At 56.4% G+C, this 23,037-nt stretch carries 23 protein-coding genes; 7 read left to right on the top strand and 16 right to left on the bottom strand.

The genetic code is table 11. From position 1 onward, the window contains the following. Positions 1-47 precede the first annotated feature (47 nt). A complete protein-coding gene (locus V1587_RS11645; protein ID WP_024909435.1) occupies positions 48-908 on the top strand; it encodes a fructosamine kinase family protein in 861 nt (286 codons plus the stop codon). 36 nt (positions 909-944) lie between these two features. Here the strand turns inward: V1587_RS11645 and V1587_RS11640 are convergent, their stop codons facing one another. Then, the gene (locus V1587_RS11640) at positions 945-1,481 is read right to left on the bottom strand and encodes a YniB family protein (protein ID WP_371897685.1); all 537 of its coding nucleotides are present in this window, start codon (positions 1,479-1,481) and stop codon (positions 945-947) included. A gap of 148 nt (positions 1,482-1,629) precedes the next feature. Here V1587_RS11640 and hxpB point away from each other — a divergent pair, with 148 nt between their 5' ends. The 3 genes from hxpB to V1587_RS11625 all read left to right on the top strand — a co-directional run bounded on the left by hxpB (position 1,630) and on the right by V1587_RS11625 (position 4,512). Next, complete coding sequence (gene hxpB / locus V1587_RS11635) at positions 1,630-2,301, top strand: hexitol phosphatase HxpB (RefSeq protein ID WP_371897686.1); 672 nt, start codon at positions 1,630-1,632, stop codon at positions 2,299-2,301. Between the two features lie 101 nt (positions 2,302-2,402). Next, positions 2,403-2,993 carry a metal-dependent hydrolase gene (locus tag V1587_RS11630; protein ID WP_371897688.1) on the top strand — a complete coding sequence of 197 codons (591 nt, stop codon included), beginning with the start codon at positions 2,403-2,405 and terminating at the stop codon, positions 2,991-2,993. Positions 2,994-3,120: 127 nt separating this feature from the next. After that, complete coding sequence (locus V1587_RS11625) at positions 3,121-4,512, top strand: L-cystine transporter (protein ID WP_045336125.1); 1,392 nt, start codon at positions 3,121-3,123, stop codon at positions 4,510-4,512. 48 nt (positions 4,513-4,560) lie between these two features. On the opposite strand, the gene cedA is transcribed toward V1587_RS11625, so the two are convergent. Further along, positions 4,561-4,815 carry a cell division activator CedA gene (gene cedA, locus V1587_RS11620; protein ID WP_071786526.1) on the bottom strand — a complete coding sequence of 85 codons (255 nt, stop codon included), beginning with the start codon at positions 4,813-4,815 and terminating at the stop codon, positions 4,561-4,563. 188 nt (positions 4,816-5,003) lie between these two features. Here cedA and katE point away from each other — a divergent pair, with 188 nt between their 5' ends. Beyond that, the gene (gene katE / locus V1587_RS11615) at positions 5,004-7,253 is read left to right on the top strand and encodes a catalase HPII (protein WP_371897689.1); all 2,250 of its coding nucleotides are present in this window, start codon (positions 5,004-5,006) and stop codon (positions 7,251-7,253) included. 129 nt (positions 7,254-7,382) lie between these two features. Here the strand turns inward: katE and chbG are convergent, their stop codons facing one another. The 7 genes from chbG to osmE form a co-directional block, all read right to left on the bottom strand. After that, positions 7,383-8,132 carry a chitin disaccharide deacetylase gene (chbG, locus tag V1587_RS11610; RefSeq protein WP_395314337.1) on the bottom strand — a complete coding sequence of 250 codons (750 nt, stop codon included), beginning with the start codon at positions 8,130-8,132 and terminating at the stop codon, positions 7,383-7,385. 11 nt (positions 8,133-8,143) lie between these two features. Beyond that, the gene (locus V1587_RS11605) at positions 8,144-9,499 is read right to left on the bottom strand and encodes a 6-phospho-beta-glucosidase (protein WP_223540308.1); all 1,356 of its coding nucleotides are present in this window, start codon (positions 9,497-9,499) and stop codon (positions 8,144-8,146) included. 109 nt (positions 9,500-9,608) lie between these two features. Beyond that, positions 9,609-10,427, bottom strand: a complete 819-nt coding sequence (chbR, locus tag V1587_RS11600) for a transcriptional regulator ChbR (RefSeq protein ID WP_029740446.1) — start codon at positions 10,425-10,427, stop codon at positions 9,609-9,611. 29 nt (positions 10,428-10,456) lie between these two features. After that, positions 10,457-10,804, bottom strand: a complete 348-nt coding sequence (gene chbA / locus V1587_RS11595) for a PTS N,N'-diacetylchitobiose transporter subunit IIA (RefSeq protein WP_023335359.1) — start codon at positions 10,802-10,804, stop codon at positions 10,457-10,459. 46 nt (positions 10,805-10,850) lie between these two features. Further along, the gene (gene chbC, locus V1587_RS11590; protein ID WP_371897691.1) at positions 10,851-12,209 is read right to left on the bottom strand and encodes a PTS N,N'-diacetylchitobiose transporter subunit IIC; all 1,359 of its coding nucleotides are present in this window, start codon (positions 12,207-12,209) and stop codon (positions 10,851-10,853) included. Positions 12,210-12,288: 79 nt separating this feature from the next. Continuing rightward, the gene (chbB, locus tag V1587_RS11585; RefSeq protein ID WP_371897692.1) at positions 12,289-12,606 is read right to left on the bottom strand and encodes a PTS N,N'-diacetylchitobiose transporter subunit IIB; all 318 of its coding nucleotides are present in this window, start codon (positions 12,604-12,606) and stop codon (positions 12,289-12,291) included. Positions 12,607-12,887: 281 nt separating this feature from the next. Beyond that, entirely contained in the window at positions 12,888-13,232 is a 345-nt protein-coding gene (osmE, locus tag V1587_RS11580) for an osmotically-inducible lipoprotein OsmE (RefSeq protein WP_371897693.1), read from the bottom strand. A gap of 232 nt (positions 13,233-13,464) precedes the next feature. On the opposite strand from osmE, the gene nadE reads away from it, so the two are divergent. Then, positions 13,465-14,289 (top strand): ammonia-dependent NAD(+) synthetase, encoded by an 825-nt coding sequence (gene nadE / locus V1587_RS11575; RefSeq protein ID WP_371897694.1) that lies wholly within the window; start codon positions 13,465-13,467, stop codon positions 14,287-14,289. Positions 14,290-14,469: 180 nt separating this feature from the next. Then, a complete protein-coding gene (cho, locus tag V1587_RS11570; protein WP_371897695.1) occupies positions 14,470-15,348 on the top strand; it encodes an excinuclease Cho in 879 nt (292 codons plus the stop codon). On the opposite strand, the gene ves is transcribed toward cho, so the two are convergent. The 7 genes from ves to V1587_RS11535 all read right to left on the bottom strand — a co-directional run bounded on the left by ves (position 15,326) and on the right by V1587_RS11535 (position 23,037). Then, positions 15,326-15,883 (bottom strand): environmental stress-induced protein Ves, encoded by a 558-nt coding sequence (gene ves / locus V1587_RS11565; protein WP_371897696.1) that lies wholly within the window; start codon positions 15,881-15,883, stop codon positions 15,326-15,328. The genes cho and ves overlap by 23 nt on opposite strands. Positions 15,884-16,180: 297 nt before the next feature. Then, positions 16,181-16,675: an ATP-independent periplasmic protein-refolding chaperone Spy gene (gene spy, locus V1587_RS11560; protein ID WP_371897697.1), complete on the bottom strand. Its 495-nt coding sequence runs from the start codon at positions 16,673-16,675 to the stop codon at positions 16,181-16,183. Positions 16,676-17,013: 338 nt separating this feature from the next. Then, on the bottom strand, positions 17,014-17,979 hold the full coding sequence (astE, locus tag V1587_RS11555) for a succinylglutamate desuccinylase (protein ID WP_371897698.1): 966 nt from the start codon (positions 17,977-17,979) through the stop codon (positions 17,014-17,016). Positions 17,980-17,989: 10 nt separating this feature from the next. Further along, the gene (astB, locus tag V1587_RS11550; protein WP_196364725.1) at positions 17,990-19,315 is read right to left on the bottom strand and encodes an N-succinylarginine dihydrolase; all 1,326 of its coding nucleotides are present in this window, start codon (positions 19,313-19,315) and stop codon (positions 17,990-17,992) included. Beyond that, positions 19,302-20,789 (bottom strand): succinylglutamate-semialdehyde dehydrogenase, encoded by a 1,488-nt coding sequence (gene astD / locus V1587_RS11545; protein ID WP_371897700.1) that lies wholly within the window; start codon positions 20,787-20,789, stop codon positions 19,302-19,304. The genes astB and astD overlap by 14 nt, the downstream gene beginning before the upstream one ends. Further along, a complete protein-coding gene (gene astA / locus V1587_RS11540) occupies positions 20,786-21,820 on the bottom strand; it encodes an arginine N-succinyltransferase (protein ID WP_023311275.1) in 1,035 nt (344 codons plus the stop codon). The genes astD and astA overlap by 4 nt, the downstream gene beginning before the upstream one ends. Further along, positions 21,817-23,037 carry an aspartate aminotransferase family protein gene (locus V1587_RS11535; protein WP_371897701.1) on the bottom strand — a complete coding sequence of 407 codons (1,221 nt, stop codon included), beginning with the start codon at positions 23,035-23,037 and terminating at the stop codon, positions 21,817-21,819. The genes astA and V1587_RS11535 overlap by 4 nt, the downstream gene beginning before the upstream one ends.

The following is a 23,037-nucleotide window of genomic DNA, read 5'->3' as shown; positions in this document are numbered from 1 at the left end:
GTTTTGCGCTAACTTTATGATCTGGCAGACAACATGGGAGAGACAACATGTGGCAGGCTATCAGTCATCTTTTACGTGAGCAGCTGGGTGAAGGTGAAATTGAACTGCGTAACGAACTGCCAGGCGGAGAGATCCACGCCGCGTGGCATTTACGCTACGCAGGGCGCGATCTTTTCGTTAAGTGCGATGAGCGAGAGCTGCTTCCAATATTTACCGCCGAAGCCGATCAGCTGGAGCTGCTGTCGCGCAGTAAAACGGTGACGGTCCCGCAGGTTCTGGCCGTGGGAAGCGACCGCGACTACAGCTTCCTGGTGATGGAGTATCTCCCCGCCCGGCCGCTGGATGCCCATAATGCATTCATTCTCGGCCAACAGTTAGCGCGCCTGCATCAATGGAGCGACCAGCCGCAGTTTGGTCTCGATTTTGACAACGATCTCTCCACCACGCCACAGCCCAATGCCTGGCAGCGTCGCTGGTCGACGTTTTTTGCCGAGCAGCGCATTGGCTGGCAGCTTGAGCTGGCCGCCGAGAAAGGGCTGGAATTTGGCAACATTGATGCCATCGTCGAGCACGTTCAACAGCGTCTGGCCTCCCACCAGCCTCAGGCGTCTCTGCTTCACGGCGATTTATGGTCCGATAACTGCGCGCTGGGTCCCAACGGCCCCTACATCTTCGACCCGGCCTGCTACTGGGGTGACCGAGAGTGCGATCTTGCGATGCTGCCGCTTCATCCTGAGCAGCCACCGCAGATATACGACGGATACCAGTCTGTTTCTCCCCTGCCGCCCGGTTTCCTCGACCGCCAGCCGGTGTATCAGCTTTATACGCTGATGAACCGTGCCATTCTTTTTGGTGGGGAACATCTGGTTAACGCGCAGCGGGCGCTTGAGCGTATGCTTGCCGCATGAGAAGAGAACGGGTGGCTATGCCGCCACCCGTATCGCTTACAGAAAACCGAGTAGTGAGAAGAAGAAGTATCCCGCCACAATGATAATCACGGGAAGAATATAGAGCGGTAAAATTTGTAGGAATATGGTGTGACGCGGCACAACAATGCGGGATTCAATCTGCTCCCGGCTCATGCCTTCCGGGCCTTTGGCCTGCTCCAGAATGAGCTGGTCCTCAACGCCTTCGCGTAAAAAGCGTGTCTGACGGCTCATTCGCGCGCCAGAGGCCTGCAGCGCCAGCGCGACAAAGATCAGGGCGTATATCACCCAAAAGCCGATATTCAGCTGTTGATGAAAATCCGGGGTGGGTGAGTTAAACCAGAAGACATTCAAAAATGGCGTATTGAAACGCATCATCTCAATCATCACATGCGCAAAATCAAGCATTACCGCATTGATACCCGGCTGTTTTTCGCTGTGATCGTACATAAATTTGAGTACAGAAATCAGCGTAGAAATGACGGCAGGAATAAAAATCACCCAGCCAGCAATACGTTTTAAGACCGCAATGCGTCCAGCTTGTTGATACGTCATCAGTTCCTCTTCATAAAGACGCGTTATTTGTGCCTAAGTCTACCTGCTGGTCATCAATTTCGCCCGCTCTTTAAAAGCAATATGCTAAATTGCAGAGTGTGCTTAGCACTTATCGTCTGTCGAACACCCTGGATAAGGAGACGTTGTGATGTCGACACCGCGCCAAATTCTTGCCGCAATTTTTGACATGGATGGATTACTGATCGATTCCGAACCGTTGTGGGATCGCGCTGAACTGGACGTCATGGCCAGCCTGGGCGTGGATATCAGCCGCCGTAATGAACTTCCCGATACGCTGGGCCTGCGCATCGATATGGTAGTTGACCTGTGGTTTGCCCAACAGCCGTGGGCTGGACCGGGTCGTGATGAAGTGACGGCGCGCATTATCAGCCGCGCCATTTCGCTGGTTGAAGAGAGCAAGCCGCTGCTGCCCGGCGTACGTGAGGCCGTCGCGCTGTGTAAAGCCCAGGGGCTGAAGGTCGGCCTGGCCTCGGCGTCACCGCTGCATATGCTGGAAAAAGTGCTCGTCATGTTTGAACTGCGCGACAGTTTCGACGCGCTGTCATCCGCTGAGAAATTGCCTTACAGCAAGCCGCACCCGCAGGTCTATCTGGACTGTGCCGCTAAGCTCGGCCTGGATCCCCTCAACTGCGTTGCGCTGGAAGATTCCGTTAACGGCATGGTGGCCTCTAAAGCCGCGCGGATGCGCTCCATTGTGGTGCCTGCGGAAGAAGGCCGCCACGACCCCCGGTTTGCGCTTGCCGATGTGAAGTTACAGTCACTGGCAGAACTTACGGCGCACCACCTGCAGGGCGGTTAACGCCCTCCTCCGGTTTGTGACAAACAGTTACACCGTCACCTCTTCCGCCTACTGTATAAAAACCCTATACTGTATGAATTGACAGTTTTGTGGGTTTTATCATGACGGCGGAAGGCCACCTGCTTTTTTCTATCGCGTGCGCAGTATTTGCCAAAAACGCTGAACTCACCCCCGTGCTGGCACAGGGGGACTGGTGGCATATCGTCCCTTCCGCCGTATTGACCTGCCTGCTGCCGGACATCGATCACCCTAAGTCCTTCCTCGGACAACGCCTGAAGTGGGTGTCGAAACCCATCGCCCGCGCGTTCGGCCACCGTGGGTTCACGCACAGCCTGCTGGCCGTGTTTGGCCTGCTGACGCTTTTCTATTTAAAAGTGCCCGAAAGCTGGATCGTCCCCGCTGATGCCATTCAGGGGATGGTGCTGGGCTATTTAAGCCATATTCTGGCCGATATGCTGACGCCCGCGGGCGTACCGCTGCTGTGGCCCTGCCGCTTGCGCTTCCGTTTTCCTATCCTCGCACCGCAGAAAGGTAACCAGCTTGAGCGCGTCTTGTGCATGGCGCTGTTTGCATACTCCGTCTGGATGCCGCAAACCTTGCCCGAAAACAGTGCAGTCCGCTGGTCTTCTCAAATGATTAATTCGCTGCAATTTCAGTTCAATCGCTTTATTCATCACCAGATTGAACAGTAAACCAACAAAATTATCCCGTTTGTCATAAACCATTCCATTTGGATATAAGCGCTACATCACACTTCTGCTAACCTTCCGCCAACAGGATCGGTAAAAACCGACCCGATAATAAATCAGGAGAACGGGGATGAATTTTCCACTCATCGCGAACGTCGTTGTGTTCGCTGTATTGCTATTGCTTCTCGCGCAGGCGCGCCACAAACAGTGGAGCCTGGCGAAAAAGGTGCTGGTTGGTCTGGCCATGGGTGTCGTATTCGGTCTGGCATTACAGGCAATTTATGGCTCCGATAATCCAGTTCTGAAAGATTCCATTCAGTGGTTCAACATTGTCGGTAACGGCTATGTCCAGCTGCTGCAGATGATCGTTATGCCGCTGGTGTTCGCCTCTATTCTGAGCGCCGTGGCCCGCCTGCATAACGCGACCCAGTTAGGAAAAATCAGTTTCCTGACCATCGGCACGCTGCTGTTCACCACGCTGATTGCCGCGCTGGTGGGTGTGCTGGTCACCAACCTGTTTGGCCTGACCGCAGAAGGTCTGGTTCAGGGTACCGCTGAAACGGCGCGTCTGACCGCGATTCAGACCAACTACGTTGGAAAAGTGGCTGACCTGACCGTGCCGCAGATGGTGCTCTCCTTCATTCCGAAGAACCCGTTTGCTGACCTGACCGGCGCGAGCCCAACCTCGATCATCAGCGTGGTTATTTTCGCCGCGTTCCTGGGCGTAGCGGCGCTGAAGCTGTTGAAAGACGACGCGCCAAAAGGCGAACGCGTGCTGACCGCGATTGACACCCTGCAGAGCTGGGTGATGAAGCTGGTCCGTCTGGTTATGCAGCTCACCCCTTACGGCGTGCTGGCGCTGATGACCAAAGTGGTTGCAGGCTCTAACCTGCAGGACATCATTAAGCTGGGCAGCTTCGTTGTCGCCTCTTATCTGGGCCTGGGCATTATGTTCGTGGTGCACGGCATCCTGCTGGGCGTGAACGGCGTCAGCCCGCTGAAATACTTCCGTAAGGTCTGGCCGGTGCTGACCTTTGCCTTCACCAGCCGTTCCAGCGCCGCGTCTATTCCGCTGAACGTGGAAGCGCAAACCCGTCGTCTGGGCGTGCCAGAATCCATCGCCAGCTTCTCTGCCTCCTTTGGTGCCACAATCGGTCAGAACGGCTGTGCGGGTCTGTACCCGGCGATGCTGGCCGTGATGGTCGCGCCGACGGTGGGTATCAACCCGCTGGATCCGGTCTGGATCGCCACGCTGGTCGGGATTGTCACCGTAAGCTCCGCAGGCGTTGCGGGCGTTGGCGGCGGCGCAACCTTCGCCGCGCTGATTGTGCTGCCTGCGCTGGGTCTGCCCGTGACGCTGGTCGCCCTGCTGATCTCCGTTGAGCCGCTGATCGACATGGGTCGTACCGCGCTGAACGTGAGCGGCTCCATGACCGCCGGTACGCTGACCAGCCAGTGGCTGAAGCAGACCGACAAAGCGATTCTGGAAAGTGAAGACGACGCCGAGCTGGCGCACCGCTAATCACGTTAGAAATAAAAAAACCGCCTGATGGCGGTTTTTTTATGGCTGTTATTCTTCAACCTCTTCATCCTGGCGGATCTGCATCGCCCACCGCTGTGCGGACTCCGGTACCGTAAAGGTGGGAGAGCGACGGAAATGCTCACCTATCAGCACAAAGGCCACGTATTTCCCCCGCAGCTGCCACACATCGCGAAAGCCCTCCACTTTCAGGGCATGGTCTGGCGGCGCGGGCTCGACGCGGGGCACATAGCTAATAACCTGGCGGTTTTGTTGACGAAGAGGTTTCATAAGCGACTGGTTCACTAAAGCAAATTCTTGAAGCAGGAAAATTCTATGATAGCCGATCCTGCGGCCTTCCGTCGCGCTCCGAGTGGGTGAGATGGCTCCTTTCGCTAATCACGGCATGTGAAAACTCTTAGTTCGCGAGCCATCTCGCGACATTGTTCTATCCTTAATAGGGTTTTTAGCAATGGATAAAGGAGAAGCGTGCAATGTCGAACAAAGATAAAACACATCAATCACCGATTCATGGCACTGAGGAATCTCAACCGGGCATGGACTCTCTCGCCCCTGCCGACGGCTCTCACCGCCCCTCCCCTGGCCCTTCCGCACCGGGAGAACAGCCTACTGCACCGGGAAGCATGAAATCGCCGGACGCGGGAAACGAGAAGCTGAAATCTCTTGAGCCACACCGTAAAGGTGGCGAAGGTTTTGCGCTCACCACCAATCAGGGCGTGCGCATTGCTGACGATCAAAACTCACTTCGCGCAGGCGCGCGCGGGCCAACCCTGCTGGAAGACTTTATCCTGCGGGAAAAAATCACCCATTTTGACCACGAACGGATACCGGAACGCATCGTCCACGCGCGCGGTTCCGCCGCGCACGGCTACTTCCAGCCCTACAAGAGCCTGAAAGCGATCACCAAAGCGGATTTCCTCTCCGACCCGGATAAAATTACCCCGGTGTTTGTGCGTTTCTCCACCGTGCAGGGCGGCGCGGGCTCGGCAGATACCGTCCGTGATATCCGCGGCTTTGCCACCAAGTTTTATACCGAAGAGGGTATTTTCGATCTGGTAGGTAACAACACCCCGGTGTTCTTCATTCAGGACGCGCATAAATTTCCTGACTTTGTCCATGCGGTAAAACCGGAGCCTCACTGGGCCATACCGCAGGGACAAAGTGCGCACGACACCTTCTGGGACTATGTTTCCCTGCAGCCTGAAACCTTACACAACGTGATGTGGGCGATGTCAGACCGCGGCATTCCGCGCAGCTACCGCACCATGGAAGGGTTTGGCATCCACACCTTCCGTCTGATCAACGCTGAGGGGAAAGCCACGTTTGTCCGTTTCCACTGGAAGCCTGTCGCGGGTAAAGCGTCGCTGGTGTGGGACGAGGCGCAGAAGCTGACCGGGCGCGATCCGGACTTCCACCGCCGCGAGCTGTGGGAGTCCATTGAAGCGGGCGACTTCCCGGAATACGAACTGGGCCTGCAGCTCATTCCTGAAGAGGATGAATTTAAGTTCGATTTCGACCTGCTTGACCCGACGAAGCTGATCCCGGAGGAGCTGGTGCCGGTGCAGCTGGTGGGTAAAATGGTACTCAACCGCAACCCGGATAATTTCTTTGCCGAAAACGAGCAGGCCGCGTTCCACCCGGGCCATATCGTGCCGGGGCTGGACTTCACCAACGATCCGCTCCTGCAGGGACGCCTGTTCTCCTATACCGATACGCAGATCAGCCGACTCGGCGGCCCGAACTTCCACGAAATTCCGATTAACCGCCCAACCTGCCCGTACCATAATTTCCAGCGCGACGGGATGCATCGTCAGGATATTGATACCAACCCGGCGAACTATGAGCCGAACTCCATCAACGATAACTGGCCGCGTGAAACGCCTCCCGGACCGAAACGCGGTGGCTTCGAATCCTATCAGGAGCGTGTCGACGGCAACAAAATTCGCGAGCGCAGCCCGTCTTTTGGCGAGTATTACGCTCACCCTCGCCTGTTCTGGAACAGCCAGACGCCGATTGAGCAACAGCACATCATCGGCGGCTTCAGCTTTGAGCTGAGTAAAGTGGTGCGCACCTACATCCGCGAGCGCGTGGTCGATCAGCTGGCGCATATTGATATTCAGCTTGCCCAGAGCGTTGCGGATAACCTGGGCATTACGCTGACCGACGAGCAGCGCAACCTTGCTCCGCCGAAAGAGGTTAACGGCGTGAAGAAAGATCCGTCGCTGAGCCTGTATGCCGTGCCGGGCGGCTCGATTAAAGGCCGCGTGGTCGCCATTCTGCTGAACGACAAAACCCGCGCCAGCGACGTGCTGGGGATTATGCAGGCGCTGAAAACCCAGGGCGTGCATGCCAAACTGCTCTATTCCCGCATGGGTGAAGTGACGGCCGACGATGGTTCTGTGCTGCCGGTCGCGGCGACCTTTGCCGGGGCGCCATCGCTGACCGTCGATGCGGCGATCGTGCCGGGCGGGGATATTGCCAGCCTGCTGACCAATGGCGACGCCGTCTATTATCTGCTGGAAGCCTATAAGCACCTGAAGCCGATCGCGCTTTCCGGCGACGCGCGGCAGTTCAAAGCGCAGCTGAAGGTGGCAGATCAGGGTGAGGACGGCATTGTCGAGGGCGATAACGTTGACGATGCCTTTATGACGAAGCTGTTTGATTTGCTCGCCGCGCACCGCGTGTGGTCGCGAAGCAGCAAGATCGACCAGATACCGGCGTAAAAAATACCCTCACCCCGGCCCTCTCCCTGAAAGGGAGAGGGAGAAATGCAGACCTGTACCGGCATTACAGACCGCACCGCCCAGTCCCCTCGCCCCTTTGGGGAGAGGGTTAGGGTGAGGGGAAATTTCTCAAAGATCCCCGAACGTCCCCAACCGATACCCACGCTCGGCAATCGCGTACTTCAGCGACGGCGACGTCAGGACATCCAGCTCCGCAAGACGCGGCCAGCAGTAGGCGCTTTTACGCACGGTGTTATCGACAAAGGCAGGATGTGCCATGACCTCCAGCGACCGTTCACCCCGCGCGGCGGAATCATCCAGCACCTTCAGGAACAGCGCGTCGTCGATCTCGTCGCCGTAAAACGCGCTGCTGAACCCCTCTGAGGTGGTGACAGCGCAGTCCGGCAATCCCCGCACCTCGCGATCCACGCGCATCGCCACGCCTTTGCGCTGTACAAACCCGGCGACAATCGGGAAAATCGCCGGGATCATATGCACGTGGTGATGGCTGTCGATGTGCGTCGGCGCCTTACCAAACACATCAACGAAGCGGTTGAACTGACAGTCCAGCTCGCGGGCAATCTCTTCGAGCGGCAGAGCCCCCTGCTCCGCCAGCTCCCAAATCCATTTACCCAGTTGGCCATCGCGCGTCAGGCCCGGCATTGGCGAAAGCGGCACCCCGAGCGTCAGAACAAAATGCATGCCGACGCCCAGCTCCGGCACCTCGCGGCTCAGCTGCGCCGCGTGTTCAACCGCCTCACCATTAACCAGTGCCGTTGTAGAGGTCACACCCCCCCGGCGACAGGCTTCAATAATGCCGTAGTTCTGACCTTTCGAGAGGCCAAAATCATCAGCATTAACGATCAGCAGGTTTTCCATTGTGCGTCCTCTTATTGCTGTTTGAACTTCAGCTTCTCGATCGTGGCGGCAAAGTTTGGCAACCATTTTTCATGCGCCAGGATCATCTCGCTGGCCAGCTGCTCCGCGTCGCGGTCAGAATGCACCAGCGGGCTGAGGTTCAGCGCCAGCAGAACGTCATTGAGCTCGCCGCTCAGCGCCGCGTTGCTTGCCGCCACTTCAAAGCCCTTAATGGTGTGGATCAGGCCCATGACCTTATCATCGAAGTGGGTGATGCGTGGATGCGGTTTAGCGCCCTCGCGCCCCAGGATGCAGGTCATCTCGACGGCCCAGTCCGCCGGGATATTGTCGATATGGCCGTGGTGCGGCACGTTGACATAGTGCTCCGCCTGCTTGTCGTTGTAGATGGCGTTGATCACTTCACATGCCGCATCGGAGTAGTAGGCCCCGCCGCGCTGCTCCAGTTCTTTCGGTTTGACGTTCAGGTTCGGGTCTTTATACAAATCGAACAGCTGCTTCTCAACCTTCTGAACGATCTGCGCACGCGCGCCGCCCTTATAATACTCGCCCATTTCGATGGCCAGCATCTCTTTCTGCTTGAAGTAGTAAAGCAGATATGAGCAAGGCAGCAAGTTCAGCGAGCGGATCAGCCCTTCGCTGAACGGCAGGTCAAAGATGTTTTTCACCGATGCCGCCGTCAGACGACCGGAGGCTACGCCGTCGAGGAGCTCGGCAAAGCGCGATTTTCCGTTCACGATAACGTCTTTAATAAATACCATGTGGTTCAGGCCGAACAGATCGATGGAGAGATCGTCGCTGTCGGTCAGCGCCAGCACGTCGCGGATAAACATCTTCATGCCGATCGGAATGTTGCAGACGCCGATAAAGCGTTTGAAGCCGGTATGACGATAGACCGCTTCGGTGACCATGCCGGCCGGGTTGGTGAAGTTAATCACCCACGCGTTCGGGCAGATCTCCTGCACGTCTTTGACGATGTCGAAAATGACCGGGATGGTACGCAGGCCTTTAAACAGGCCGCCCGCGCCGTTGGTCTCCTGCCCGAGATAGCCGTGGCTCAGCGGAATACGCTCGTCCAGCTCGCGCGCCTTCAGCTGGCCAACGCGCAACTGGGTGGTGACGAAATCCGCATCTTTCAGTGCCAGACGACGGTCCAGGGTTTTATGCACGGTCAGAGGCACGCCGGCTTTCTCTACCATGCGCTTGCACAGGTCGAAAATAATATTCAGCTTTTCCTGTCCTTCCTCAACGTCCACCAGCCATAATTCGCTGACCGGTAATTCATGATAACGTTTCAGGAAACCTTCCAGTAATTCCGGGGTATAGCTGCTGCCGCCACCAATGGTTACGACTTTTAATTTCTTCTGCATAATATCTCCCTTAGCGTATCAGGTTAATCGCCTGCAAGGTATAGCGTACTCTTCCCGCTATTTGGGCAAGCCATTAAAGCAATATTTGTGGCGGGTAATCCGCCGAAAGTTAATTAATTACCGTCAAATTCTTCCGGTAACTGTTCGGTGTAAATGACGTCAATTTCTTGAAGGTTTTAATAAACAGGCTGGGACTGCTGTATCCTGACTCGTAAGCAATGTCGGTGACAGAATAGTTGGTAATTTCCAGCTGTTTTTTAGCAAAATTAATGCGGATTTCATTAATAATTTGCACGGGCGTTTTACGATAATAACGCTGCGTCGCACGGGTCAGATATTCCTGGGATTTTCCCGACAGGGAGACCATATTTTCCAGCGCATTTTCGCTGAACTGGCCTTTATCGTGCATCAACTCAACGGTGCTGCGCAGCCATTGCGGAATATCATCCGTCACCTGCTGCTCTTCACGATGGTGGCGCAGTCGGTTCATCACGTAGAAGGTCACCGTTTCAATAAACTCATCAAATTCATTGTCACGGAAGTTAAGCGAGGCGATCACCGTTTCAATCCAGGTCATGAACTCGTTTTTGACCCGATAGACCTGGGAGGCCACAAAGCAGAACGGCACCAGCGGCAGATAATGCTTCTCGAAGAAACGTCTGCTGACGCCCACGTTCAGAATGCGGGTGGCACCAAATTCGTAAAAGCTCTGGTGATAAGACCCCATCGGCAGGAAGACGAAATCCCCTCGTTCAAGCAGGACGCGCTTACCGTTGATCTCCTGATAGTAGCGGCCGGTCAGAACAATCGTGAACTCGTAGTAGTCATGCTGATGCAGACCGCTAGCGCTCTCCGTCTTGTTGTAGATAACCACGTGAAAATTTTTGCCATTAAACAGCTGCTGTTCAAGTGCGGTTTTAATTTCCATCGTGCTGACCTCCTGCTAATCAGTCTGACTTACTGCATCTTCTCGTGAAGCTCAATGAGCTCCGCCACCAGCTCACGTGCCAGCATCGAGGTCATCAGGTGATCCTGAGCGTGAACAAGCACCAGGCTGACCTTCATCTTCCCTTCGCCCTGATCGCTTTCAATCAGCTTTGTTTGTACCAGGTGCGCTTCGTTCAGCGCCGTGCGGGACTGTTCCATCATGGTTTTCGCGGCGGCGAAATCCCCCTGCTTGGCCTGCTTCAGTGCGGCATACGCCAGGCTGCGGGCCTGTCCGGAGTTGATGATAAGCCCCATCACCACTTCTTCGAGATCGTTCTCGACGGCTTCGTCTGCGACAATACTATCCAAATCTAACATGTTTAAGCTCCTTGTGGCTGGCGCGGGCTTCCCCGCGCCGTCAATCTTAGAATTTCAGTGAGAGGGCGATATCCTCTTCGCTCTCTTCTTCATCAATGATGGTGGCGGCTTTGTTGGCGATCGCCACGAACGGCATGTACAGCAGGGTGGCAACCCCGAGGTTGAATATCGCCAGCAGGAACGCCGCGACGCTACCGTTGGTGTTGAAGAAGGCGCCCAAACCCGCCGGCATGGTCCACGGTGCAATGTTGGTGACCGGTGGAATGATGCCCAGGTAATACGCCGTCAGGGTAATGGCGGCCAGCAGCGGCTGAATCAGGATGAACGGAATGAACATTACCGGGTTCATGATGATTGGCAGACCGAACAGAATCGGTTCGTTAATCTGGAAGATGCCTGATGGCAGCGCCAGCTTCGCGACCTGACGGTAGTCAGCACGACGAGAGACAATAAAGACCGCGATGATCAGACCCAAGGTCGCCCCGGTACCGCCCAGGAAGATATAGGAGTCAAGCATCGGCTTCGCCCACACATGGAAGGTTTTACCCGCCGCCAGCGCCGCGTCAACGGAGCCGTACTGCTGATAAAGCGCAACGTTTTCCAGTGCCCATGGGGTCATAATTCCGCTGTCCAGCGCGGCCAGTGCCAGTGAACCATGCACGCCAAAGAACCACAGCAGAGAGGTGAAAATCACATACGCCCAACCGACCACGCCACCCATCGACGCCAGCGGCGTAGAGATAGAGTCCATGATGATCTGGTGGAAGTTTGTGCCCCAGTGGGAGAGCGCCCAGGCAATAATCCCCATGATGGAGAGAATAATGAAGCCTGGAATCAACGCGGAAAATGAACGAGAAACGGAAGCCGGTACGCTATCCGGCAGGCGGATCACCCAGTTGCGACGGATAATAAAGGTGAACATTTCTGCCACCACCAGACCGATAACAATACCGGAGATGATGTTGGCCCCGCCCAGCCAGTTGGCGCCAACGGCATAGGCTTCGCCCACGCTGTATGGCGTTACGGTCATAAAGGCAGCGACGGATAATAACCCGGCGGCCAGCGGATCCACTTTTCGCTCTTCTGCCAGTGCCATCCCAATAAAGAAAGGCGCCATCAGCGACATAATCCCCAACGTACCGTTATAGACGTTGCCGCCGATGGCTTTAAAACCATTAAGGGTTTCAATAGTGGAAGCGTCTAACCGAATTCCTAATGAATAAAAGAAGGAACCTTCACCAAAGCTCAGAAAAACGTTGTTAATTAAAACGAACATGGCCCCGGCCAGCGTCAACGGCATTAATTTAATAAAGCCGTTTTTGATGGCGTTAACGTGAGGCTGCTTTCCTATTTTAACAGCAAAAGGAAGGAGTACCTTTTCAAGTGAAGCGATGACTTTACTCATAGGAAAATACCCTTAAATGCCGCAACGCATGTTACGGCGTATTGTGTGTGAAATAACTCTTTGACGGGAAAAATAAAAATTAATTAGCAGCTTTTTTAATTGCTGCCACAGCAGCTTTAAGAACACCTAAACCATCAATCTTGCCGTACAGTCCCGAGTCAATTACTTCGACCGGTTTATTCGGTAACAGTCGTTTAATTTCGGGCAACATATAGGCAATTTGCGGCCCCAGTAATATGACATCGGCTGTCTGGCCTTTTTCGCCCGCCAGCGTCTCTGGAAACGCTTCAATCACCACAGGGACTTCATACTTTTCAGCCTGCGCACGCATCTTTGATACCAGAAGCGACGTAGACATGCCCGCTGAGCAGAACAGGTAGATATGTTTCTTTTCCATCGTGATTTCCCTCTTGTATGACTACCTGCCATCGCGCTATCACTCGACTCGCTGTCCCGGCAGACAGGTAGCTTGCGTACTGTTGTTTATCGTTGGAGTGAGTATACGCAATGGTACAGACAGGGGATAATTCTGGATAGGCACAAATTGTCTCTCATTGACCTGGCTTGTTGACTCCCTTCACATTTCGGGCAAATAATTCGCGCAAAGAAATAAGATTTTCTGATGCATAAAAAAACCGGCCCACGGGCCGGTTCGTTAACATCCTCAGGCAAGGAGGGTTACTGCGCCTTAGGTGCCTGTGGATCGGTGTCGTATTCAGCACAGGTTTGATAGCCGGAGTTAATCACATGACCGGTATCATCCAGGGCGACAAAGTAGGTTTCTGCCTTACCATCACGTTGACCCAGAATATAGGTCTGGCAGGTCCCTTTCGCATGAATCATGGTGATTTCAGAAGAAGGTTTACCGGCAATCGCAGCCACCTGCGAACGGGTCATCCCCTTTTTAACGTCTTTTACTACGGGCTGCGTAAACTGATCCTTGGTGCGATCGTAAGCCGTACACCCTGCCAGCATAGTCATTACCGCCGCTGCGCTAAGAATTCCTGCTACGTTCTTGTTCATATTCCGTCCTCTTGTTTATCAGCGTGTTATATAAGCATGGGATAAAAAGTACTATTGTTCAACTTTGTGAGTTACGCCAGACGAATTTCGGAAAATTCTAATAAAACAACGATAACCTGCTAAAACGGCGCAAATTAGCGCACTCGAAACTGTGATCCTTGTCGTTTCTCGCCCAAAGGGTTAGTTTTAACAGTTAACACATTCTGTTTCTGTACTGCATATGGAGGGCGTGATGGCTCTGCAACAAGAGATTATTCAGGCACTGGGCGCGAAGCCTACGGTAGATGCACATGAAGAGATCCGCCGCAGCGTGGATTTTTTAAAATCGTACTTAAAAAAGAACGCTTTCCTGAAATCCCTGGTGCTGGGCATCAGCGGCGGCCAGGACTCTACCCTGACCGGTAAACTCTGCCAGATGGCGATTTCAGAGCTCCGCGAAGAGACGGGCGATGAGACGCTGCAGTTTATCGCTGTGCGCCTACCTTACGGCGTACAGGCAGACGAGCAGGATTGCCAGGACGCCATTGCCTTCATTCAGCCTGACCGCGTGCTGACCGTGAATATTAAAGGCTCGGTGCTGGCAAGCGAGCAGGCGTTACGCGAAGCGGGCATTGAGCTGAGCGATTTCGTTCGCGGCAATGAAAAAGCACGCGAGCGCATGAAAGCGCAGTACAGCATCGCCGGGATGACCAAAGGCGTCGTGGTCGGTACCGACCATGCGGCAGAAGCGATCACCGGATTCTTCACCAAATATGGCGACGGCGGCACCGACATTAACCCGATCTTCCGCCTGAACAAGCGTCAGGGTAAGCAGCTGCTTGCCGCGCTCGGCTGTCCTGAGCATCTTTATAAGAAAGCGCCAACGGCGGACCTTGAAGACGATCGCCCTTCCCTGCCTGATGAAGCGGCCCTTGGCGTCACCTATGACAACATTGATGATTATCTGGAAGGCAAAAAGCTGGATGAAAGCATCGCGAAGATCATCGAAGGCTGGTATCTGAAAACCGAGCACAAGCGCCACACGCCAATTACGGTGTTTGACGACTTCTGGAAATAAATGCAAAACGGTAACCCAGGTTACCGTTTTTTGTGTTTGCGCCCTCTCCCGTGGGAGAGGGTTGGGGTGAGGGCATCAGGCCGCACGTCCTGGCCGGGTAAGGCGTCGCCGCCACCCGGCTCTTTTTTAACCACCACACTCCTGCTACACTGTATACCTGAACAGTATATGGAGCAGTATGTGAGCAGGCGTCAATCCGCCCCGCGTCTTGAGTTTGAAGCGGCGGCTATCTACGAATATCCCGAGCACCTTCGCCCCTGGCTTGAAACATTGCCTAAGCAGCCGGGCGTGTACATCTTTCACGGCGAAAGCGACACCCTGCCGCTCTACATCGGCAAGAGTGTTAACATTCGCAGTCGGGTGTTATCCCATCTGCGCACCCCGGACGAGGCCGCCATGCTGCGACAGTCGCGACGCATTACCTGGTTCCAGACGGCAGGAGAAATGGGCGCGCTATTGCTGGAAGCGCGTTTGATTAAAGAGCAGCAGCCGCTGTTCAACAAGCGCCTGCGCCGCAACCGTCAGCTCTGCTCCCTGCAGATTAACGAGGGCAAGCCGCAGGTCGTCTACGCGCGCGACGTCGATTTTTCTCATGCTCCGAATCTCTACGGACTGTTCGCCAATAAACGTGCCGCACTTCAGGCGCTGCAGACGCTGGCGGACGAGCTCCAGCTTTGCTACAGCCTTTTAGGTCTGGAGGCGACCACCCGCGGACGCGCCTGTTTTCGATCCGCGCTGAAGCGCTGTGCCGGTGCCTGCTGTGGGAAAGAGAGCGTTGAGGCGCATCACACCCGGCTCCTCTCCGGTCTGGCGGCCATCAGCGTTAACTGCTGGCCCTGGGAAAGCGCCGTTGCGCTAAAAGAAGTGGGCGAGGCAATGACCCAGTATCACATCGTCAATAACTGGCTCTGGCTGGGCGCTGTCGACGACATCAACGACGCGGCAACCCTGCTGCGCACGCCCGCCGGATTTGACCACGATGGCTATAAAATTCTCTGTAAACCGGTATTAGCCGGTAAGTTTGAAATCATTGTGCTCAATGACCTGGCAGCCACGTGATTTCGCTGAACAATAAGGTACCCTGCGTCTCCAGCAGACGCAGAGTATGGGTTCCCTCCTGCCAGCTGGCACCCTGATTGGCCGTCAGCAATTTATCACCCAGCTGCCACGCCCCGCTTAACACAAACACCACGCCCCCGCTTGAACCAAAGGTGGTAAAAGTACGGTCAGCAACCCGTACCTTCGCCTTGCAGCAGTCGCGCCGGGTCATGATGTTGAAGTCCATCGCCATCCGTCCATCGGACAGCAGCGCTTTCACCGGTAAATCGCCGGCAAAACTGTAGGGCTGATGGTGCTTTAGGGTATGGATGAACGCCTGACCGGCATCCAGCGTCACCTCCCCTCCTTCCAGCAAGGTAATCACCCGGTCGACGCCGGGGAAAGAGGAGAATTCGCCGTTGCTGGCGATAGTCGCGATACTGGCACGCCAGTGAAAATCACGCGTCGCTGGAGGGAAACAACAAATCTCACGCGTTTCACCCGCACCATTGCGCCACAGGCTGACCGGCATCTTACGGATATCAAAGAACTCCATCACCACTCCTGAATGGCACAACCCGTGCCAGGGCAAGGATATCGCTATCGTTGCTGTCTTGTTTGTTATCGTTGGGTATTCACAGACACAGTATCGGCAGCAGAGCGGGCAGGCCTTAGCGCAACGTTAATAAAAATGCTAACGCCATGACTCTACAAACATTCTCTGATGCGACTACAGGAGCATACCGCGCTGGCGGCGGCAGACAAGAGGGCAGGAAAGAAAAACCGCCGGTCCTGTCCACAGCGTTTGCGCTTTTGTGGACAGGATCCCGGCGGTCTTAAGAGTGTGAAACGATTATTCGGTTGGTGCTGGCATTTTACCTTCCATCGCCGGACGTTCTGTCAGACGCTTCTCAAAATTCGCATTAAATTGCTTTTTCTGTTCCGGGGTCAGAATGTTGTAGATCTTGTTCTGGGTTTCCATGTGAGCCAGCATGCGGGCTTTGTGCTGCTCGGCCATTTTGTCGATCTGCGCTTCGGCTTTCGCCTTATCGAAGCTGTCGCTGGCGATAATGTCATGCATCGCACGGCGCTCTTCAAGCGGAGGACGTTTCATCTGGTCGCGTTCGCCTTTCCGGATATCGCGGATCTGCTGCTTCTGCGCATCCGTCAGGTTGAGATCCTTAAACATCATCATCTCGTTGTGCATACCCGGGCCTTTATGATGCATCATCATTTTGCCTTCAGCAGGCGCAGCAGGTGTAGTGGTCGCAGTATCTGCGGCGAACGCCATGCTGGTAGCGCCCAGAGCCAGGGTAGAAGCAACAAACAGTGCAGTAAACTTACGCATAATTTATTTCCTTTCTTTCAGTTATTCTTCGGCGCTATGCCGTGTTGACGAGATTAACTTTACGGGTTTTATCGTCAATTAGTCAGAGCAACGGTAAAACAATGAAAGTGTAAAAAACAAATTTTCGCCAAATGTGGAGGAAATAAGGATAAAGCGTGGAGAGTTGCAACAAAAAATATTCAATACGATGATTTTAAAGCGATTTAGAAAAAGTATAACGGAGTGAAGAACAATAATAAAGCAATTCACCAGGAATATTCTGCAAAACAGGTGCAGGTGCTTTAATCGTTAAGAAAAGTTTTTTACTTGCCCCTCCCGAATGATGAGAGGGGCAAGGTTCAGGATATTTTTTCCAGCATCAGACCGGCCCGCAGGCCAAACGCGACGGTGGGGTTAGGGAATAAAACATACTCGGTGGATTTCTGCACCTCGTAACGCTCCTCACCATCCTCGGCCAGCAGCGCCCCTTTGCGGAACGGCGTGAAGTTCAGGGTATGCGCGGCCATATGGAGCAGGAAGGCATCGCTGCGGCGCGTGATCTGCTGTACGACCCGGTACCGCTCAACGGGCTGATGCGTAGGCTCGGGAGCCGACCCGCCCAGCAGCGCCCGCAGGGCGAGATGAGTGGGTGCAAAGCGGGATAAATCGTTTTGCCCAAACGGCAGCGCTTTCCCCAGCTCCAGCGTACAGGACAACGCGCCAAAGTGCTCACAAGTGAAGTGCGTAAAGGTTCCGCCCGGCGACTGGTGAAACACCAGCGCCTCCAGCCCGGCGTCACCCAGCCAGCTCAGGAAATCTTCCTCCCACGGCTGATTACGCTGCGGCAGAACGCCGAAGCGAACGTGGTAGGACGCGCGGATGGCCGTATGCAGATCCAGATGCCAGCGCGCCGCTCCCGCAGCGGCAAAAAACACGGTCACGACGTTCTCCAGCCACGCTGCTCGCGCCGTTTCGTCACTCTGCGGAAACTGCGACCAGCGGCCGCCGAACATGCGGTTAATGTCGCTCACCAGATACCGTTTGTTTTGCGCCAGCGCAGGGGGATTGCCGAGCACCACCAGCACGCGGCACTTCAGGGCGATCTCATTGCGGTACAGCGCACGCAGCAGTAGATCGACAATCTCAACGGGTGCGGTTTCATTCCCGTGAATGCCCGTTGAAAGCAGCAGCGACAGATCGCTCTTTGCTGTCGGCGTCAGCTCAAGCACCCCGCGCCCCAGCCACCGCCAGCGAAATGAGGGGCCATCCCCCTCTTTCTGTTCCGGCGTTTCATCGGCCAGGGTCAGCGCCAGTAAATTTTCCATATCCCCTCCTTTAGCGCTGGAACGGATAAACCGATCCCAGCTGCAGGATTGTCGATAACGCGTCCAGCGCCTCGCGTCCTTCACGCAGAAGCTGAGGGTCAACCAGATCCGCCTGCGTCAGACGATCGCGATAGTAGCGATCGACCCAGTCATTCAGCCGCGTAAAGAGCGTATCGTTCATCATGACCGCCGGGTTCACCGCCTGCATTTCGTCCTGGGTCAAGACCACGCGCAGACGCAAACAGGCTGGACCACCGCCGTTGGCCATGCTTTCGCGCAGGTCAAACACGCGCAGTTCGTCAATCGGGTTATCGGCCTTCACCAGCTCGGTCAGGTAGCGCCACACGCCCTGATGATCCCGGGACTCCTGCGGCAGAACCAGCATCATGCTGCCGTCATCGCGGCTTAGCAGCTGGCTATTGAACAGATAGGTTTCAACCGCGTCCTGCACGCTCACCGCCTCCGTTGGCACCTGGATTGGCGTAAAGCCGCGCACGCGCTCATGCAGCGTGGCGAGCAGCTTTTCCTGATGGGCAAACGCCTGCTCGTGACAGAACAGCACCTGGCGGTTAGAGACGGCAATCACGTCGTTGTGGAACACGCCCTGGTCGATCACATGCGGGTTCTGCTGGGCAAAAATCACCTGGGAAGGATTGACCTGGTTCAGGCGGGCAACGGCCTGGCTCGCCGCCAGCGTCTGACGCGCAGGATAACGGGTTGGCGCGGCGTGGCCCCCCTCTTCGCGCCCGTAAATAAACAGCTGCAGACCCGGCTCGCCGTAATCGCCCCCCAGGCGGTTATGGTTGGCCGCGCCTTCGTCGCCAAACATCGCCACCTGCGGCAAGGCCTGATGCACCGCGAAATGGGCGTCCTGGTTGAAAATGGCGCGCAGCACGCGCTCGGTGGTTTCCGCTTCGGTGGCGCGGTGGAATTTGTTATTCAGGTTCGCCACCGTCAGATGGACTTTGCCATCCAGCGTATCGGCTGACGGCGCGACGGTTGCCGCGTTGGCGACCCACATCGAAGAGGCCGAGCTTGCCGCCGAGAGCAGGTGCGGCGTCTGCGTACCCGCTTTTTCGACCACCTGCTCATCGGTGCCGCTAAAGCCGAGCTGACGCAGCACCGCAACGTTCGGACGCTCCTGCGGCGGGATCACCGCCTGCGGGAAACCGGCATCCGCCAGCGCTTTCATCTTCAACAGCCCCTGCTTCGCCGCCAGCTTCGGGTTCGAGACCTGAAAACGGTGCTTCGTCGAGGCTTCATTACCAAAAGAGAGACCGGCATAGTGATGCGTCAGCCCCACCAGCCCGTCAAAGTTGACTTCACGCGCTTTCATGACGATCCCCTCCGGTAAAATCCAGCCCCGGATTAAGCGTCTCCGGCAGCGTCAGCGCCGGGGTTTCCAGGCTCGCCATCGGCCACGCGCAGTAATCGGCGGCATACCACGCGCTGGCGCGATGGTTGCCCGACGCGCCCACGCCGCCGAACGGGGCGGTGCTCGCGGCCCCGGTCAGCGGTTTGTTCCAGTTCACAATCCCGGCGCGCGCTTCCAGCAGCAGCCGATCGAACTTCTCGCGATGAGGCGAAATCAGCCCGCTCGACAGGCCGTAGCGGGTGTTATTCGCCATCGCAATCGCCGCATCGAAATCGTCATAGCGCCAGACGCACAGCAGCGGGCCAAAGACCTCTTCATCCGGCACGTTGCTCGCGCCGCTCATCTCAACGATGCCCGGCGTCAGCAGCGAGGTCCCCGGCTGAACCTGCTTCGGTTCGAGCAGGGTTTTCGCGCCGCGCGCGACGTGGTCCTGCCAGGCCTTCAGCACGTTCAGCGCGGCCTGTTCGGAAATCAGCCCGCCGATAAACGGCTGCGGATCGGCATCCCACGCGGCTGGCACCAGGCGCGCGCTTACCTCTACCAGACGCTTCAGGAAAGCATCACCCTGCGCGCCTCTTTTCACCAGCAGGCGACGGGCGCAGGTGCAGCGCTGTCCGGCGGTAATAAAGGCGGACTGAATCGTCAGGTGCACCGCGGCGTCAATATCATCCGGGTCTTCCACAATCAGCGGGTTGTTGCCCCCCATCTCCAGCGCCAGTATTTTTTCCGGCTGCCCCGCCAGCTGGCGGTGCAGCTGATAGCCCGTCCCGGCGCTGCCGGTAAACAGCAGGCCGTCGATATCGCTCAGCGCGCTCAGCGCCTGACCGGTTTCACGTCCGCCCTGCACCAGGTTCAGCACGCCCGGCGGCAGGCCAGCCTGTTCCCACAGCTTAATCACCGCTTCGCCGGTGAATGGCGTGAGCTCGCTCGGTTTAAAGATGACGGTATTGCCCGCCAGCAGCGCGGGCACAATGTGACCATTCGGCAGATGACCCGGGAAGTTGTACGGCCCAAACACCGCCAGCACGCCGTGCGGACGGTGGCGCAGCGTGGCCGCGCCGTCCGGCATCTCGGTATGCTGTTCGCCGGTACGGGTGTGGTACGCCTTGATCGAAATGGCGATTTTGTTGATCATCGCCGTCACTTCGGTTGCCGCTTCCCAGCGCGGTTTACTGGTTTCTGACGCGATGATGCGCGTCAGCTCGGCCTTGTTTGCCTCCAGCAGCCCGGCAAACTTTTCAACAATCTCCTGGCGCGCGGCGAAAGGCTGTTTTGCCCACGCCGGAAACGCGCGGCGCGCGGCATGGCAGGCTTGTTCCACCTGCGCAACGCTGGCGTCATTCCCCTTCCAGAGCGCCTCTTTTCCTACCGGATTGGTCTTTACGCGCTGTTCGCCTTCGCCCGTGACCCAGTCACCGTTAATCCATAATGTCATGCTGTTTTCTCCTCAGGGCAGAGACGCACCAGGCGAACCGTATCGCCGGCGTTACATTTCAGGGCATCCAGTTCTGCAGCCGTCAGCACCAGACGTTCACATTTCGGGTTGGTCCGCACCAGCATGGCGCGGAAGTTGGCGTAATTTTCGTTCGACACCAGACAGGCGGGCCAGTCGCCCGGCGCGGGCTGGCCTTCAGAGACCTCAACCAGCCGGCTCTTACGGATCGCGCGCACGCGGTCGATATCGCACTCAAGCGTAGGCCCGCCGTCAAAGATGTCGACATAGTTGCGGTAGCGGAAGCCTTCTTTCTCCAGCACCGCGCGGGCAGGCGCGGTTTGCGGATGCACTTCGCCGATCACCGCCTGCGCTTCCGGGCTGAGGAAATGGGTATAGATAGGATGCTTCGGCATCAGTTCGGCAATAAAGGCTTTCTGGCCGGTGCCGCAGAGATAGTCCGCCCGGCTGAACTCCATTGAGAAGAAGCGCTCGCCCAGGCTCTCCCAGAACGGCGAGTAGCCGGTGTCGTCGATCACGCCGCGCATCTCCGCAACCACTTTTTCGTTAAAGCGATCGCGGAAGGCGGCCATAAACATAAAGCGCGATTTGGAAAGCAGGTAGCCGTTGCCCTCTTTGCGCCACGCAGGATCGAGGAACAGCGTGCAGAGCTCGCTGGCGCCCGTGTGGTCATTGCAGAGAAACAGCGTGGGCAGCGCGTTATAAACGTTCAGCTCTTTCGAGGCGTGAACCATGGTGCCGACGCGGTAGTTGTACCACGGGTCGTTAAGCCCGACGGCCACTTCAATGGCGCAGATCCCGGCCACGGTTCCCGTGTCGGTGTCTTCCAGCACGAACACATACCCCTGCTCGCTTTTTGGCAACGTCCCCTGCCAGGTTTGCAGGGCGCGCTCGATGCGCGCCGACAGCGTTTTTTCATCGGCAGGAAGCGAGGTCAGCCCGCCTCCCGTCTTACCGGCAAGCTGCATGAGCCCGGCGAGATCGCCGCGCTCAACGGGACGGATGACCATCATGATGACACCCCGGATTTCACCTTTTCACACGCCAGCGCAAAGCGGTCCAGACCGGTTTGCACTTCTTCTTCGCTGACGATCAGCGCAGGCGCAAAACGCACCACGTTGGCACCGGCAATCAGCACCATCACGCCCACTTTTGCCGCTTCCTGTGAAATAAGTTTAGCTTTTCCGGCAAACTCAGCGGTGAGCTCGCAGCCGATTAACAGCCCCAGGCCGCGAATTTCTTTAAACAGCCCCGTTTTGCTGTTGATGGCGTTCAGACGCTCAACAAACCAGTCGTGGCGCTGCTTAACGCCCTTCAGCACCTCAGGGGTGTTAATGATGTCGAGAACCTGTCCTGCAACGGCGGTGGCCAGCGGGTTGCCGCCGTAGGTGGTGCCGTGGGTGCCGACGGTCATCACGCTGGCGAATTTATCGGTGGTCAGCGTCGCGCCAATCGGGAAGCCGCCGCCCAGCGCTTTGGCGGTCGAGAGCACGTCCGGCGTCACGCCGTAGTGCATATAGGCATACAGCTCGCCGGTGCGGCCCACGCCGGTCTGCACTTCGTCGAAAATCAGCACCGCGTTATGACGATCGCACAGCTCGCGCAGCCCCTGCAGGAAGGCTTTTTGCGCCGGAAGCACGCCGCCCTCGCCCTGCATCGGCTCGACGATCACCGCACAGGTGGTGTCGTTAATCAGCTCGCTGGCGGACTGCAGATCGTTATAGACGCCGTGGCGAATATCCGGCGGCAGCGGTGCGAAATCCTGCGAATAGGAAGGCTGCCCGCCCGCGCTGACGGTAAAGAGCGTGCGTCCGTGGAAGGCATTTTTAAACGCCACGATGCCGCTCTTGTGGGTACCAAATTTATCGTGCGCATATTTGCGCGCCAGCTTCAGCGCCGCCTCGTTGGCTTCCGCCCCCGAGTTACAGAAAAAGACCTTCTCCGCAAACGTCGCGTCGATCAGTTTTTTTGCCAGGCGCAGCGCGGGCTCGTTGGTAAAGCCGTTACCGGTATGCCAGAACTTCGCCGCCTGATCGTTCAGCGCCTGACGCAGCGCCGGGTGCGCATGGCCCAGCGCGTTCACCGCAATCCCACCTGCAAAGTCGATATACTCTTTACCCTGCTGATCCCACAGGCGCGAGCCTTCCCCACGAACCGGAATAAAAGCCGCCGGAGCGTAAACCGGCATCATCCATTCATTGAAATTTTCACGCGTAATTGACAGAGACAT

The organism is Enterobacter sp. ECC-249 (assembly GCF_043965265.1).
Taxonomy (GTDB): domain Bacteria; phylum Pseudomonadota; class Gammaproteobacteria; order Enterobacterales; family Enterobacteriaceae; genus Enterobacter; species Enterobacter quasiroggenkampii.
Note: the sequence above shows the minus strand (reverse complement) of the source record. Positions and strands in the feature narration are given on the sequence as shown.